Origin of the sequence: Allobosea sp. 67-29 (assembly GCF_001898115.1) — a bacterium.
Lineage (GTDB): Bacteria > Pseudomonadota > Alphaproteobacteria > Rhizobiales > Beijerinckiaceae > Allobosea.
In genome coordinates this window covers 406,752-422,223 of sequence record NZ_MKSQ01000007.1, presented here as the reverse complement: position 1 = coordinate 422,223, position 15,472 = coordinate 406,752, and the positions used below count along the sequence as shown (strand labels likewise).

Annotated in this window: 15 protein-coding genes; 5 read left to right on the top strand and 10 right to left on the bottom strand. The window is 67.7% G+C overall.

Features of this window, described 5'->3' with window-relative positions; all coding sequences use genetic code 11:
* Nucleotides 1–97 precede the first annotated feature (97 nt).
* The 10 genes from BGO20_RS05680 to rpsF form a co-directional block, all read right to left on the bottom strand.
* Nucleotides 98–838: an SDR family NAD(P)-dependent oxidoreductase gene (locus tag BGO20_RS05680; RefSeq protein WP_291661991.1), complete on the bottom strand. Its 741-nt coding sequence runs from the start codon at nt 836–838 to the stop codon at nt 98–100.
* A 16-nt stretch (nt 839–854) separates the two neighbouring features.
* Entirely contained in the window at nt 855–2,327 is a 1,473-nt protein-coding gene (gene purF, locus BGO20_RS05675) for an amidophosphoribosyltransferase (RefSeq protein ID WP_291661992.1), read from the bottom strand.
* A gap of 44 nt (nt 2,328–2,371) precedes the next feature.
* Nucleotides 2,372–2,989 carry a CvpA family protein gene (locus tag BGO20_RS05670; protein WP_291661994.1) on the bottom strand — a complete coding sequence of 206 codons (618 nt, stop codon included), beginning with the start codon at nt 2,987–2,989 and terminating at the stop codon, nt 2,372–2,374.
* 107 nt (nt 2,990–3,096) lie between these two features.
* On the bottom strand, nt 3,097–4,497 hold the full coding sequence (gene radA / locus BGO20_RS05665) for a DNA repair protein RadA (protein WP_291661995.1): 1,401 nt from the start codon (nt 4,495–4,497) through the stop codon (nt 3,097–3,099).
* Nucleotides 4,497–5,621 (bottom strand): alanine racemase, encoded by a 1,125-nt coding sequence (alr, locus tag BGO20_RS05660; protein ID WP_291662589.1) that lies wholly within the window; start codon nt 5,619–5,621, stop codon nt 4,497–4,499. Before alr ends, radA begins: the two co-directional genes overlap by 1 nt.
* A complete protein-coding gene (locus BGO20_RS05655) occupies nt 5,621–7,108 on the bottom strand; it encodes a replicative DNA helicase (protein WP_291661996.1) in 1,488 nt (495 codons plus the stop codon). Before BGO20_RS05655 ends, alr begins: the two co-directional genes overlap by 1 nt.
* Nucleotides 7,109–7,324: 216 nt before the next feature.
* Nucleotides 7,325–7,888, bottom strand: coding sequence for a 50S ribosomal protein L9 (rplI, locus tag BGO20_RS05650; protein ID WP_291661998.1), 564 nt, complete (start codon nt 7,886–7,888; stop codon nt 7,325–7,327).
* 31 nt (nt 7,889–7,919) lie between these two features.
* A complete protein-coding gene (locus BGO20_RS05645; RefSeq protein ID WP_291662000.1) occupies nt 7,920–8,867 on the bottom strand; it encodes a DUF2232 domain-containing protein in 948 nt (315 codons plus the stop codon).
* Between the two features lie 178 nt (nt 8,868–9,045).
* On the bottom strand, nt 9,046–9,291 hold the full coding sequence (gene rpsR, locus BGO20_RS05640; protein ID WP_038367644.1) for a 30S ribosomal protein S18: 246 nt from the start codon (nt 9,289–9,291) through the stop codon (nt 9,046–9,048).
* A gap of 2 nt (nt 9,292–9,293) precedes the next feature.
* Nucleotides 9,294–9,728: a 30S ribosomal protein S6 gene (gene rpsF / locus BGO20_RS05635; protein ID WP_291662002.1), complete on the bottom strand. Its 435-nt coding sequence runs from the start codon at nt 9,726–9,728 to the stop codon at nt 9,294–9,296.
* 335 nt (nt 9,729–10,063) lie between these two features.
* On the opposite strand from rpsF, the gene fabD reads away from it, so the two are divergent.
* The 5 genes from fabD to mltG all read left to right on the top strand — a co-directional run bounded on the left by fabD (nt 10,064) and on the right by mltG (nt 15,374).
* A complete protein-coding gene (gene fabD / locus BGO20_RS05630) occupies nt 10,064–11,008 on the top strand; it encodes an ACP S-malonyltransferase (RefSeq protein ID WP_291662003.1) in 945 nt (314 codons plus the stop codon).
* Between the two features lie 65 nt (nt 11,009–11,073).
* Complete coding sequence (gene fabG / locus BGO20_RS05625) at nt 11,074–11,811, top strand: 3-oxoacyl-[acyl-carrier-protein] reductase (protein ID WP_291662005.1); 738 nt, start codon at nt 11,074–11,076, stop codon at nt 11,809–11,811.
* Nucleotides 11,812–12,068: 257 nt separating this feature from the next.
* Nucleotides 12,069–12,305, top strand: coding sequence for an acyl carrier protein (locus tag BGO20_RS05620; protein ID WP_089175248.1), 237 nt, complete (start codon nt 12,069–12,071; stop codon nt 12,303–12,305).
* Between the two features lie 68 nt (nt 12,306–12,373).
* Complete coding sequence (fabF, locus tag BGO20_RS05615) at nt 12,374–13,645, top strand: beta-ketoacyl-ACP synthase II (RefSeq protein WP_291662590.1); 1,272 nt, start codon at nt 12,374–12,376, stop codon at nt 13,643–13,645.
* Nucleotides 13,646–14,030: 385 nt separating this feature from the next.
* A complete protein-coding gene (gene mltG / locus BGO20_RS05610; protein ID WP_291662007.1) occupies nt 14,031–15,374 on the top strand; it encodes an endolytic transglycosylase MltG in 1,344 nt (447 codons plus the stop codon).
* Nucleotides 15,375–15,472 lie beyond the last annotated feature (98 nt).

Sequence of the window (15,472 nt, the reverse complement as noted above, 5' to 3'; positions counted from 1 at the left end):
TGACCCTCGATCCGAAACAAGAAAGGGCCGCATGCGCGACCCTTCCCTAACCGTCTGCTCCGTAGAGGCCTTATTCCCCAGGGGGAAGGGAAACCGCTCAGGCCGGCATCTGCGGCGTCAGCACCTTGCCTTGCGGGAAGTCGAAGATCTTGCCGCTCTCCATCCAGTCGGGCGAGGCTAGCCGCACCAGATGCGGCGCCAGTTCTTCCGGCGTCTTCAGCGTCTTCGGATCCTCGCCAGGCATCGCCTCGGCGCGCATCCGGGTCCGCAGGGGGCCGGGATTGACCAGCATGACCTTGACGGGCGTCGTCGCCGTCTCGGCCGCATAGGTGCGCCCCAGCGCTTCCACCGCCGCCTTCGAGATCGAATACGGCCCCCAATAGGCCGTGCATTTATGGGCCGCGCCCGACGACATCAGGATGACTCTCCCGGCTTCGGATGCGCGCAGTGCCGGGTCGAGCGACTTGATCAGCCGCCAGTTCGCGGTGACGTTGATCTCGAAGGTCTTCGCCCACTCCTTCTCGGTGGCGTGGCCGAGCGGCGTCAGGGGGCCGAGCATGCCGGCATTGGCGAGAAGAATATCGAGCTTGCCCCAGCGCTCCAGCAGGGCCGGGCCGAGCTTCTCCAGACCGCCGGCGTCGGAAAGGTCGAGCGGCACCAAGGTGGTGCTGCCGCCGATGGCGCGGATCTCGTCGTCCAATTCCTCCAGGGCGCCCGTCGTGCGGGCGAGCGCGACGATATGGGCTCCGGCTTCGGCGAAGGCGAGCGCGGCCGCCCGGCCGATGCCGCGTGAAGCGCCGGTGACGAGCGCGATGCGCCCCTGAAGCGTCTTGGACATCGAGAGGGCCGCCGGTTCAGCCGGCTTCGGCCAGCAGGGAAATCTGCTGCTTGGCGCTTTCGCCGATCACGTCGGTCAGCGAGGTCGGATAGTCGCCAGTGAAGCAGTGATCGGTGAACTGCGGCCGTAACGGATCGCGCCGCTCATGGCCCATCGCTCGGTAGAGCCCGTCGACCGAGATGAAGGCGAGGGAGTCGGCGCCGACGAACTGACGCATCTCCTCGAGCGAGTGCGTCGCGGCGAGCAGCTTCTCGCGGTCGGGCGTGTCGATGCCGTAATAGTCGGGGTGGGTGATCGGCGGCGAGGAGATGCGGAAATGCACCTCGCGGGCGCCGGCCTCCCGCATCATCTTCACGATCTTGAAGGAGGTCGTGCCGCGCACGATCGAATCATCGACCAGGACGATGCTCTTGCCCTCGACCACCGAGCGGTTGGCCGAATGCTTCAGCTTGACGCCGAGCTCGCGGACCTTCTGCGTCGGCTCGATGAAGGTGCGGCCAACATAGTGGTTGCGGATGATGCCCAGCTCGAACGGGATGCCGCTGGCCTGGGCGTAGCCGAGCGCGGCCGGAACGCCGGAATCCGGGACGGGGACGATGACGTCGGCATTGGCCGGCGCTTCCTGGGCCAGAACGGCGCCCATGGCCTTGCGGCGCTCGTAGATGCTGCGGCCCTTCACGATGGAATCCGGCCGGGCGAAATAGATGTACTCGAAGATGCAGGGCCGTTCCGCCACGGGCGGGAAGGGCTTGTGGCTCTCGATGCCGTTTTCCGAGACGATCACGACCTCGCCGTTCTCGACCTCGCGGATGAACTTGGCACCGATGATGTCGAGCGCGCAGGTTTCGGAGGTCAGGATCGGGCAACCGTCGAGCTCACCGAGCACCAGCGGGCGAATGCCGAGCGGGTCGCGGGCGCCGATCAGCTTCTTGTTGGTGATGCCGACGAAGGCGTAGGCCCCCTCGATCTGGCGGATCGCCTCGATGAAGCGGTCGACGAAATTCTGCTTGCGGCTGCGGGCGACGAGATGCAGCAGCACCTCGGTGTCGGAGGTCGACTGGTAGATGGCCCCGTCGCGAACCAGGTTGCGCCGCAGCGTCAGACCGTTGGTCAGGTTGCCGTTATGCGCCACGGCGAAGCCGCCGCCATGCAATTCGGCGAAGAGCGGCTGGACGTTGCGCAGGATCGTCTCGCCGGTGGTCGAATAACGGACATGCCCGATCGCCTGCCTGCCCTGGAGCTTGTCGATGACGCTCGCTTCCGAGAAGGCATCGCCGACAAGGCCGAGGCGGCGCTCGGAATGGAAGCGCTTGCCGTCGAAGGAGACGATGCCCGCCGCCTCCTGGCCGCGATGCTGCAGGGCGTGCAGCCCGAGCGCCGTCAGCGCCGCCGCATCGGCGTGGCCATAGATGCCGAAGACGCCGCATTCCTCCCGCAGCCTGTCGGCGTTGGGGTCGAAGGCGGCATCCGTCTCGGTCTGCGGGATCATGGCGAGCTCCACGAGGGCTGCGGGCGAACTCTCTTACGCGCTAATTAGGGACGGGATGGGGCAGGTGCAACCGGGGCCGGCGTCGCCGGCGTACGCGGTTCCTCCGCAGGGGCCTCGGTGGCGGGCTCCGCCGCCTGCTTCTTGAGCAGGTTCTTGATGAAGTCGGCGTTCACATCCTGCGGCAGCATGGCGATCAGCGAGCGGCCGGTTTCCTCCAGCATCGGCTTGGCCTTGGCCTCCTTGGCCCAGACCGGCATCTTCTCGTTGCCGACCAGCGCCGCGAAGAAGAGATAGCCGATCACGGCGAGCAGCAGGCCGCGCGCCGCGCCGAAGACGAAGCCGAGCGTGCGGTCGAGAGCGCCGATGCGCGAGTCGAGCACGAAGTCGGAGATGCGCGCCGTGACCAGCGAGACGACGATCAGCGTGCCCAGGAACAGCGCTGCGATCGAGGCGACGAGGGCAATGGTCGGCTGAGCCGAGCTCGCCGGAATATATTGCTGGATGAAGGGCACGAGCTGCGGGTGGAACATCCAGGCCACGGCCGCCGCGGCGATCCACGAGACGATCGCGAGCACTTCCCGGGTGAAACCCCGGACTGCCGCCAGCAAAGCCGAGATCAGAACCACGCCGATGACGACGAGATCGAGAATGGTGACAGGCATGGGAGGGCCGCTTTGCTGATGACTCAAGGCGCAGCGGCCCGCAGGCGGGCCACCGTTTCGGCTTTGCTATACGCGTTCCGGGCTTCTGCGTCACCCATCCGCAAAGGTCATTTCACACTCTTGCGCGGCGCGCGTGCGGCGATATCGGCAACGAGTTCCGTGACATGGCCGAAACGCCGCAAAGACAGGCCGTTGCCGTCGCCATGGTCGGCGCCGCCGGCCGGCATCAGCGCCGACTCGAAGCCGAGCTTCGCCGCTTCCCTCAGCCGTGCCGCCGAGACCGAGACCGGCCTGATCGAACCCGACAGGGCGATCTCGCCAAAATAGACCGCCTCCTGCGGCAGGACTGCCCCCGTCAGCGAGGAGACCAGCGCCGCCGCCACCGCGATATCTGCCGCGGGCTCGTTGACGCGAAGCCCGCCGGCGACGTTGAGATAGACGTCGTGCTGGCCGAGCCTCAGGCCGCCATGGGTTTCCAGAACCGCGAGGACCATGGCGAGCCGGCTGTTCTCCCAGCCGACGACGGCGCGCCGCGGCGTGCCCAGCGCGGTCGGCGCGACCAGCGCCTGGATCTCGACCAGCACGGGGCGGGTACCCTCGACTCCGGCGAAGACGGCCGCGCCCGGCGCCGGCTGGTCGCGGCCCGCGAGGAAGAGCGCCGAGGGGTTGGTGACTTCCGAGAGACCCTTGCCGGTCATCTCGAAGACGCCGATCTCGTCGGTCGCGCCGAAGCGGTTCTTCTGGCCGCGCAGGATGCGGAAGGAATGGGCGCCTTCGCCCTCGAAGGAGAGGACCGCATCGACCATGTGCTCGACCACGCGCGGGCCTGCGATCTGGCCGTCCTTGGTGACATGGCCGACCAGGATCAGGCAGACGCCGCTGGTCTTGGCATAGCGGATCAGCGCCTGGGCCGAGCCGCGCACCTGCGTCACCGTACCGGGCGCGCTCTCGACCTCGCCGGACCACATGGTCTGGATCGAATCGATCACCACCAGGGCAGGGCGCTGGCCCTGGCCCAGTGTCGCGACGATATCCTCGACATTGGTCTCGGCGGCGAGCTCGACCGGTGCTTCGGCCAACCCCATGCGCTCGGCCCGGAGCCGGACTTGGCCCGTCGATTCCTCGCCCGAGACGTAGACGACGCGCCGGCCGGCCTTGGCGAGCGCGGCGCAGGCCTGCATCAGCAGCGTCGACTTGCCGATGCCTGGATCGCCGCCGATCAGCAGTACCGAGCCCGGCACGAAGCCGCCGCCGGTGACACGGTCGAGCTCGCCGATGCCGGAAACGATGCGCGGCGCGTCCTGCGTCTCGCCCTTCAGCGATTCGAGTGCGAAGACGCGGCCGCGCGCCCGGCCGCCGGAAGAGGGCCTGCCGCCGCCGGGGACGGGCGCGGCCTGCGCATCCTCCACCAGCGACGACCAGGTGCCGCAAGCGTCGCACTTGCCTTGCCAGCGATGGTAGACCGCGCCGCAGGCCTGGCAGTGATAGGTCGGTCCGCGCTTGGCCATCAGCCGCCGATATAGTGCCGGCGATAGCGGCGGCCGAGGCTGGTCAGGATCTCGTAGCCGATCGTCTTCGCGCCGGCGCCGACCGTTTCCAGATCGAGCGGGCCGCCGATCAGCGTCACCGTCGCGCCGCGGACGGCCGAGCCTTCCGGTGCATCGGTGACGTCGACGATGATCAGGTCCATCGAGACCGAACCGACGAAGGAACAGGTCACGCCCCCGACCAGCGCCGAGCCGCCGGTCACCGTATCGGTCCAGCTGCCATTGCGCGGATAGCCGTCGGCATAGCCGAGGCAGATCGTGGCGAGCCTGCGCCGGCCCTTGGCCGTCCAGCGGCCGTTGTAGCCGACCTGCGTGCCGGCCTCGACCTCGCGGGTCTGGATGATCGTGGCTTCGAGTCCGACGACCGGCTGCATCGGGTTCGGCTTGCCCGGCGTCGGATTGCCGCCATAGAGGGCGTAACCAGGCCGAGTGAGCTGATAGGACGGGCAATCCTTCAGGAAATGGCCGGACGAGTTCTTGAGCGAGGCCGGCAGATCCGGGAAGGCGGCAGCGATCTCGGCGAAGGCGGCGATCTGGCGGGCATTGGCCGGATCGGCCTCATCCTCCGAGGAGGCGAAATGGCTCATCACCAGCCCGATATCGGCGGCCGCGATCGCGCCCGACTTCTCGCGGGCGAGGTTCAGGCCTTCGCCCGGCCAGAGGCCGAGCCGGTTCATCGCCGTATCGACATGCAGCGCCGCCGAGCGCACCTGCGCGCCGGTCTGCCGGAAGGAAGCCCATTCCAGCAGCTCCTCGTGCGAGCCGAGCACCGGCGAGAGGCCATGCTCGGCGTAGATGCCGCTGCTGCCGGGCAGGAGGCCATTGAGGATGTAGACCGTCGCCTCGGGCGCGGCCTTGCGGGCACGAATGCCCTCGGAGAGATGCGCGACGAAGAAGTTTCGGCAGCCCGCCCGGTTCAGCGCCGTCACGGCCGGCTCGATGCCGATGCCGTAGGCGTCCGCCTTCACGACCGCGCCGGCTTCCGTGCCGGCGCGCCGGCCGAGGAAGCGCCAGTTCGAGACCAGCGCGTCGAGGTCGATGGTCAGCGTCGCGCCATAAGCGGCATCGGTGGTGTCGGCGGTCATCATTCACGGTCCGGAAGGCGCAATTCGTCGGCGCGGTCGGAGAAGCGTGTCACATCGGCGTCGAACTGCAAGGCAACCGTGCCGGTGGGGCCGTGGCGCTGCTTGCCGATGATCAGCTCGGCGAGGCCGTGGGCCGCCTCCATCTCGATCTGCCACTTGTTGTGCTCTTCCGTGCCGGGACGCGGCTCCTTGCCCTTGAGGTAGTATTCCTCGCGGTAAACGAACATCACCACGTCGGCGTCCTGCTCGATCGAGCCGGATTCGCGCAGGTCCGAGAGCTGCGGGCGCTTGTCGTCGCGGTTCTCGACCTGGCGCGAGAGCTGGGAGAGCGCGACGATCGGGACGTTCAGCTCCTTGGCCAGCGCCTTCAGGCTGGTTGTGATCTCGGTCAGCTCCTGCACGCGGTTCTGGCTGTTCTTGGACGAGCCGGAGAGCAGTTGCAGGTAGTCGATGAACAGGACGTCGAGCCCCTTCTGGCGCTTCAGCCGCCGGGCGCGCGCCATGAGCTGCGCGATCGAGATGCCGCCGGTCTGGTCGATGTAGAGCGGCAGCTTCTCGATCTGCGCGGCGACGTCCGTCAATCGGGCGAAGTCGCCCTCGGTGATGCGGCCCTGCCTGATCTTGTAGGAGGAGATGCCGGATTGTTCGGCGACGACGCGGGTGGCGAGCTGGTCGGCCGACATTTCGAGCGAGAAGAAACCGACGATCCCGCCGTCGACCGACTTGATCGAGCCGTCCTCCTGGCGCTCGCCGCGCCAGGCTTTTGCGATGTTGAAGGCGATGTTGGTGGCGAGCGAGGTCTTGCCCATGGCCGGGCGGCCGGCGAGCACGAGCAGGTCCGAGCGCTGCAGACCGCCCATGCGCTGGTCGACGTCGCGCAGGCCGGTCGAAATGCCCGAGAGGCCGCCGGCGCGCTGATAGGCACTCGCGGCCATGTCGATGGCGAGGCGCAGGGCCCCGTCGAATTTCTGGAAACCACCTTCATAGCGGCCCTTTTCCGCCAGCTCGTAAAGCTTGCGCTCGGCGTCCTCGATCTGTTCGCGCGGCGCCATCTCGACCGGGGCGTCGTAGGCGACGTTCACCAGATCCTCGCCGACGCCGATGAGCTGCCGGCGCACGGCGAGATCGTAGATCGTGCGGCCATAGTCGCCGGCGTTGATGACGGTCGTCGCCTCGGCAGCGAGCCGCGCCAGGTACTGGCTCGGCGTGATCTCGCCGAGATCGAGGTCGTTGACGAAGGTCTTGAGCGTGATCGGCGTCGCGATCTTGCCGGCCCGGATCAGGCTCGCCGTCAGTTCGAAGACGCGCTGGTGGATGGGCTCGAAGAAATGGTCGGGCAGCAGGAAGTCGGAGACGCGGTAGAAGGCGTCGTTATTGACCAGGATCGCGCCCAGCAGCGCCTGCTCTGCCTCGATATTGTGAGGCTGGACGCGGTACTCGGCCTCACGGTTGTCGAGGCGGGCAACGAGGGCGGTAGCGGTGGCCATGGCCATCCCGATAAAGCAGGGCTGATCGATACTTCAAGCCGACAATTGGCCGCTCGCGCACGGTGTCACAGCGACTCTGTCGGGAATGGCCTAGCTTAGCACTTTGTCAGCCCGCGCCAGCAGCGGAATGCGGTTACCCCCGTTCTCCAGAGGCCAAGGACGAAAAAGGCGCCGTGTTGCCACGGCGCCCTTGACTCGTCGGCCGAGCAATAGGGCTCAGCGCTCGTCGTCGCCGGCCTCGGCCAGCGCCGCACCGACCTCGAGGCCGAGATCGTCGAGGTCGAACTCCTCGCGGGCCGTGACGTTCTCGCCGGCGGCCTGACGGTCGGCCTCTTCGGCCGAACGGGCGACGTTGACGGTGACGGTGACCGCGACTTCCGGATGCAGCACGACCGGGACGGTGTGCAGGCCGAGCGTCTTGATCGGGGTGTTCAGCGTCACCTGGTTGCGGGCGACTTTGAAGCCCTCGGCCGACAGCGCCTCGGCGATGTCGCGGGTCGAGACCGAACCGTAGAGGACGCCGGACTCGCCCGACTGGCGCAGGATCATGACGCTCTGGCCGTTCAGGCGCTCGGCGACGGCATCGGCTTCCGACTTCAGCTCGAGGTTGCGGGTCTCGAGCTCGAGCTTCTGGCTCTCGAAGCGCTTCTTGTTCTCCTCGGTGGCGCGCAGCGCCTTGCCGCGGGCGAGGAGGAAGTTGCGGCCGAAGCCGTCGCGGACGCGGACGATGTCGCCCATCTGGCCGAGCTTGGCGACGCGTTCGAGCAGGATCACTTCCATTTTGTCTTCTCCTTGAGTTGGTCTTCGGATTTCAGGCTTGGGTCGGCGGAGGCGGCAGCGCCGCGCGCTTGCGCAGGCCGAACAGCGAATCGGCGAGCCCGATGAGCGCGAGCAGCGGTGTCAGCACGGCCTGCATCACGACGAGCGCGACATAGACCGAGATCAGCAGCGGCCCCCGCCAGGGGCGGCCGCGCGAGATGTCGTGCAGCAGGGCGAGCCCGCTGAACATGAAAGCGGCGAGCAGTGCGCCGGCGAAGGCCGTGGCCGCGACGCCGAGGAAGCCGCCGAGCGGTGCCAGAAAGATGCAGAGCAGCAAGAGCAGCAGCGCCTTTCGCGGCAAGGTCGTCGCCGGGATGAAGGGCCAGGGCCGCGGCAGCCGGCCGGAGACCTTCACGGCCCGGGCGGCGAGCCAGAGATTGGCCGTGATGGTGGTGACGAAGGAGGCGCCGATGCCGAGCGGCACGGCGGGGGCCAGGCTGTGCGCCAGTTCGCCGACCTCGATCCCGGCCGGCAGCGAGACCAGGCGGCTGCGTACCATCTCGTTGAGCAGGCCTTCGATCATCCGCGCGATCACGGAGCGATAGGTCTCGTAGTCGGTCGTCATCACCAGCGCGCTGCCGACGGTGGCGAGTGCGGCGGTCGCGGCGATCCAGACCATGAGATTGCCGAGCGGATACCATTCGACGGCGCCCTGGGCATCGGAGCGGGCCAGCAGCGCGAGATAGGCGATCCACCAAGCCGGCAGGCCGATGATCAGCGCGAAGGCGATGCCGCCGGTCGGGGCCAGCGCCACCGCGACAGCCAGCGCGCCGGCCGCCGTAGCGAACAGCCCGGAGCGATGGTTCCAGCCGAGGGAGGCGATGAAGATCGGGAGGGGAGCGGCGGAATATAGCAGCGCGGCCAGCGGCGATCCGGTGATCACCACTGAGAAGAGCAGGGCCGCAACGAGGCCCGCGCCGATGCCGACAATCGGAATCATGGTCCGTCCTGCTGTCCCGCTGCTCGCAAGCCTTTCGGCTCGGCAGGGTGAGAGGCTGCTGGCCTCAACGAACCCGATGGAGTTTCACCGCCGGGCGACTGGTTGATCTTGAAAGCGAGAACCGGAGGCGCGAGATGCGCCTCCGGGAATTAGCGGTATCCAGATCCGAATGAACGGATCAGCGGATGACGTAGGGCAGCAGGCCGAGGAAGCGGGCGCGCTTGATCGCCTGGGCGAGCTCGCGCTGCTTCTTGGCGGAGACCGCCGTGATGCGGGACGGAACGATCTTGCCGCGCTCGGAGATGTAGCGCGAGAGCAGGCGCACGTCCTTGTAGTCGATCTTCGGGGCGCCTTCGCCCGAGAACGGGCAGGATTTGCGGCGGCGGAAGAAGGGGCGGCGGGCGCCGGCGGATGCAGTCGACATTCTCAGGCCTCCGCTTCGGCGGTTTCGGTGGTCGCTTCGTCTTCACGACGCGGGCGGTCGCGGCGCGGGCCGCGCTCGAAACGGTCGCCGCCACGCTCCGGACGGTCGTCGCGGTCGCGCTTCTGCAGCATGGCCGAGGGACCTTCCTCCAGCTCGTCGACCTTGACGGTCATGAAGCGCAGGATGTCCTCGTTGATGCGCATCTGGCGCTCCATCTCCAGCACGGCGGCGGAGGGGCCCTCGATGTTCAGCAGCGTGTAGTGCGCCTTGCGGTTCTTCTTGATGCGGTAGCCGAGGGACTTGACGCCCCAGTACTCGACCTTGCGGATGGCGCCGCCATTCGCTTCGATCACGCCCTTGAACTGCTCGACGAGGGCTTCGACCTGCTGCGCGCTGACATCCTGCCGCGCGAGCAGCACATGCTCGTACAATGCCATATGTGGCCTTCCTTGTTTCACCCTGCTTCGTCCGGCGCGGAGCCCTTCGAGCCCTGGATAAGGCCCGACAGGATTTCATCGAAGGCGGAGACACGGGATGCCGGTTCCGAAGAACCTGCGCTTGATCCTTACGGGCAAGCGCCATCCGTTCAGCCTCCGGCCGAACAAGCAGGAGGCGGTCGTTACAGTGTCCGCGCCGCCATGGCAACCGGAATCTGGCGGCAAAACCTGCAGGAGGAGCGGAAAATCCGGGCTCCATGCTTGACTCGACAGCGAAACCGTTGTGACAGCCGCGTCATAAATACATAGATCGTTAAGGACGAGGCGCCTCCAGCATGACCACAGCGTTCATCTTTCCCGGCCAGGGCTCGCAGGCCGTCGGCATGGGCAAGAGCCTGGCCGTAGCCTTCCCGCAGGCGAAGGCGGTGTTCGACGAGGTCGATGCGGCACTGTCGCAGAAGCTATCGGCCGTGATGTGGGACGGCCCGGCCGAAGAACTGACGCTGACCGCGAATGCGCAGCCGGCCCTGATGGCGGTCAGCCTCGCGGTCGTGCGCGTCCTCGAAGCGGAGGCGGGACTCGAGCTGAAGCGCGACGCCGCCTTCGTGGCGGGGCATTCGCTCGGCGAATATTCGGCGCTGGCCGCGGCCGGAACGTTCTCGATCGGCGATGCCGCCCGGCTGCTGCGCATCCGCGGCGACGCCATGCAGAAAGCCGTGCCGGCCGGCTTGGGCGCCATGGCGGCCCTGCTCGGCGCCGAGCTCGATCTCGCTCGCGAGATCGCGGCGGCGGCAGCCCAGGGCGAGGTCTGCGAGGCGGCCAACGACAATGGCGGCGGACAGGTCGTGCTCTCCGGCGCGAAGGCGGCGATCGAGCGCGCCATCGCGCTGGCGACCGAGCGCGGCGTCAAGCGCGCCATGCTTCTGCCGGTTTCCGCGCCCTTCCATTGCGCGCTGATGCAGCCGGCCGCCGAGGCGATGCAGGAGGCTCTGGCGAAGGTCGCGATGCAGCCGCCGGTCGTGCCGGTCATGGCCAATGTCGGCGCAGCCCCATTGAGCGATCCGGATGCGATCCGCGCCTCGCTGGTGGCACAGGTCACCGGTACCGTGCGCTGGCGCGAATGCGTTCAGGCGATGGCGGCGGCGGGCGTGACCGATTTCGTCGAGCTCGGCAGCGGCAAGGTTCTCGCCGGTCTGGTTAAGCGCATCGCCGCCGGGACCACGACGGCCTCGATCGGCACGGCCGACGACATCGCAGCCTACAAGACCCGTCAGGGCTGACGGGATCGCGCCGGCCAAGAAGCGGACGTACAAGCACGGCAGAAGGCCGCAGAAGGGGAAACGACATGTTTGATCTGACCGGCCGCAAGGCCCTGGTCACCGGCGCGACCGGGGGGCTGGGCGGAGCCATCGCGCGAACCCTTCATGCCCAGGGCGCGAGCGTCGCGCTCTCCGGCACCCGTGCCGAGGCGCTGGAAGCTCTCGCCGCGGAGCTCGGCGAGCGGGTCGTGGTCACGCCCTGCAATCTTGCCGACAAGGATTCGGTCGAGGCGCTGGTGCCGGCGGCCGAGGAAAAGCTCGGCGGGCTCGACATCCTCGTCAACAATGCTGGGATCACCCGCGACAACCTGTTCCTGCGCCTCAAGGACGAGGATTGGGACAGCGTGCTCGCGGTCAACCTCACCGCGGCCTTCCGGCTCTCGCGCGCGGCCGTCAAGTCGATGATGCGCCGCCGCTATGGCCGAATCGTCGCGATCGGCTCGGTCGTCGGCACGACGGGCAACCCCGGCCAGGGCAACTACGCCGCCGCCAAGGCCGGGCTGATCGGCATGTCGAAGGCGCTCGCGGCGGAGGTCGCGAGCCGCAACATCACCGTCAATGTCGTCTCGCCGGGCTTCATCGAGTCCCCGATGACCCAGGCCTTGAACGAGAAGCAGCGCGACGGCATCCTGGCCGACGTGCCGATGGGCCGGCTCGGCGCCGGGGCCGACATCGCGGCCGCCGTCGCCTACCTCGCCAGCGACGAAGCCGGCTACGTGACCGGCCAGACCCTGCACGTCAACGGCGGAATGGCCATGATCTGAAGGCGTTACGACGCATTCTGGAAGCGTTCCAGAAGCTGTTGGCCGCTCTCGCCTCTGTGGACAGTGTATGTTAACTAGCGCCGTCGCGCTGCCTTTCGAACGCTCGGGGACTTGACGAAAACCCGGTTGTTGCGTTTGTGCAGGCTTCTAGCTTTCCGGATCGCGTGCATCACCCCGATGGCGCGGCGGGTCGGAATGAAGATCCATATGCGTGTCGCGGATCCGCGGTGCGTTTCCAGTTTCTAAGGAAGAGACTCATGAGCGATGTCGCCGAGCGCGTGAAGAAGATCGTGGTCGAGCACCTCGGCGTCGAGCCCGAGAAGGTCATCGATAGCGCCAACTTCATCGAGGACCTGGGTGCGGACAGCCTCGACACCGTCGAGCTCGTCATGGCCTTCGAGGAAGAGTTCGGCGTCGAGATCCCGGACGATGCGGCCGAGACGATCGTGACGGTGGGCGACGCGGTCAAGTTCCTGTCCGCCAAGAGCGCCTGATCGGGCGCCCGATCGACCCTTCCGGGTCGTTTCCTGCAGAAGGCATCATGGCTCCTCGTACTGTTTCGATGCGGCGCGTCGTCGTGACCGGCCTCGGCATGGTGACGCCGCTTGGTTGCGGCGTCGAGCCGACCTGGACGCGAATCCTCGCCGGCGCCAGCGGCGCCGGCCCCATCACCAGCTTCGACGCCAGCGACCTGCCGGCGCAGATCGCCTGCAATATCCCGCGGGGTGACGGCAGCGACGGGACCTTCAATCCCGACGACTGGATGGAGCCCAAGGAGCAGCGCAAGGTCGACGATTTCATCGTTTTCGCCATGGCGGCTGCCAAGCAGGCCCTGACGGATGCCGGGTGGAAGCCGGAAACCTACGAGGACCAGATCCGCACCGGCGTCGCCATCGGCTCCGGCATCGGCGGGCTTGGCGGCATCTACGAGGCCTCGCTGCTGCTGAAGGAGCGGGGCCCCCGCCGGCTTTCTCCGTTCTTCATCCCGGGCCGCCTCATCAACCTTGCCGCGGGCTACGTCTCGATCGAGCACGGGCTCAAGGGCCCCAACCATTCGGCCGTCACCGCCTGCTCGACCGGCGCGCATGCCATCGGCGACGCGTCCCGCATGATCGCGCTCGGCGATGCCGACGTCATGGTTGCGGGCGGGGCCGAATCGGCGATCAACCGCATCGGCATCGCCGGCTTCTGCGCCTGCCGGGCGCTCTCCACCGGATTCAACGACACGCCGGAGAAGGCCTCGCGCCCCTACGACAAGGACCGCGACGGTTTCGTCATGGGCGAGGGCGCCGGCGTCGTCGTGCTCGAGGAGCTGGAGCATGCTCTGGCTCGCGGAGCGCGCATCTATGCCGAGGTCATCGGCTACGGGCTGTCGGGCGACGCCTATCACATCACCTCGCCGGCCGAGGACGGAGACGGCGCCTATCGCTGCATGAGCATGGCGCTCGATCGCGCGGGCATCGCCGCCTCCGACCTGGATTACGTCAACGCCCACGGCACCTCGACGCCGCTCGGCGACGAGATCGAATTGCGCGCCGTCGAGCGCCTGCTGGCGAACGCGCCGAAGCGCCCGTCCATGTCCTCGACGAAGTCGGCGACCGGCCATCTGCTCGGGGCGGCGGGCGCGATCGAGGCGATCTTCACCGTGCTCGCGATCCGCGATCAGGTCGCGCCGCCGACGATCAATCTCGACAACCCTTCCGTAGAGACCGAGATCGACCTCGTGCCGCATGTCGCGCGCAAGCGCGAGATCGAGTACGCGCTATCGAACTCCTTCGGCTTCGGCGGCACCAACGCCTCGCTGGTGTTGCGGCGCTACGCGGCCGCGAACTGATCGCCCGGCCCGTTGGGGGCGGCATCGTTTCGTCGCGCTCCGGGCCGCGCCGTGCCCGTCCGGCAACCGGGCCGTCCGTTGCGCTGCGACTGGGCGCTTGCATGGCCTGCCGGCGGTGAAGCGCGGTTTCGCCATAATGTTGGGTAGAGTTCGCCGCCGGTGCTGATGGATGCGCGATTCCGCGTTCACAGCCGTGACGAAACGGGCTCTAATGCGACGGCCCGAAGCCGGGGACGTCCCGATGCTTCAGGTGTGATGGATCGTCAGGCGCACCTGTGGGGCGCGCCACGATCCGGGGCCCGATATGCCCGGTTCTCCATCCGGCGCGATGTGCTCGAGCGCATCGTGCCGAGGTTGTCTACCTTGTGCTGCGAGCGCTGAAACTGTGAACGATACGCCCCGCGTCGCCCCGAAGAGCCCGAGCGAGGCCCTCAAGCCGGTCGCGCCACCGGCGCCGCCTCCCAAACTTCGTCGCCGCCGGCGCAGCCCCTTCCTGGCCATGCTGAGCGGCCTGTTCACGCTGCTCCTGGTCGCAGCCGGCGTCGTCGGCGCCGGTATCGCGATTGTCTCGAACCAGAGCAAGGCGCCCGGCCCGCTGGCCAGCGACCGCGCCGTGATCATTCCGAAGGACAGCGGCCTGACCGAGATCGCCGAACTGCTGCAGCGCGAAGGGCTGATCGAGCACCCGCTCTCCTTCCGGATCGCCGCGGTCATCGGCGGCGACTGGCACAAGCTCAAGGCGGGCGAGTATCTGTTCAAGGCGCGCGTCAGCCCGCAGGAGATCCTGGACGTGATCTCGAGCGGCAAGGTGGTCGAGCATTCCATCACCATTCCGGAAGGCCTGACCAGCGAGCAGATCGTCGAGAGGCTGCGCGAGAACGATCTGCTGACCGGCGAGATCGCCCAGATTCCGAAGGAGGGATCCATCCTTCCCGACACCTACCGCTTCCCGCGCGGCTTCTCGCGAAAGGGCATCCTGGATCGCATGGCCAGGGACCAGAACGTGGTCCTGGAGAAAATCTGGGCCAAGCGGCCGGCCGACCTGCCGATCAAGACGCCACAAGAGCTGGTCGTCCTCGCTTCCATCGTGGAGAAGGAGACCGGGCGCGCCGACGAGCGCCCGCGCGTGGCCGGGGTCTTCATCAACCGGCTGAACCAGAAGATGAAGCTGCAGTCCGATCCGACGATCGTCTACGGCCTCGTCGGCGGCAAGGGCACGCTCGGCCGTCCGATCCAGCGCAGCGAGATCACCCAGCCGACGCCCTACAACACCTATGTCATTTCCGGTCTCCCGCCCGGACCGATCGCCAATCCCGGCCGCGCCGCGATGGAGGCCGTGGTCAATCATTCCCGGACCAAGGACCTCTACTTCGTGGCCGACGGCACCGGCGGGCACGTCTTCTCGGAGACGCTCGACCAGCACAATCGCAACGTCTCGCGCTGGCGCCAGATCGAGACGACGCGAACCCAGCAGGGCAAGCCGCCGGCCGATGCGATCGACAAGGTCGAGCCGCCCGCGGGTCCGGACAACCGGACCGAGGCGCCGGCGACGACGCAGCCGGCCTCCGATATCGGATCCGGCGGCGCGCCGATCGCGCAGCCTGCCGGCGTGGCCGGGACCCGTGCCCGCGCCTTCGACGCTTCGGAAGGCACGGCGCGCGACCCGCTGCTGAACAAGACCTTCGATCTCAACTCTCCCAAGCAGGTCCCGCAGCTCAAGGGGCCTTGATCGGCAAGACGGCGCGTCGGCTGTTCCAGTGACAGTTCGCCCGGCCGCGGGACGGCCGGGCCTTCCAACATGTTGATAGCAAGCGCCTGGCCGGCCGT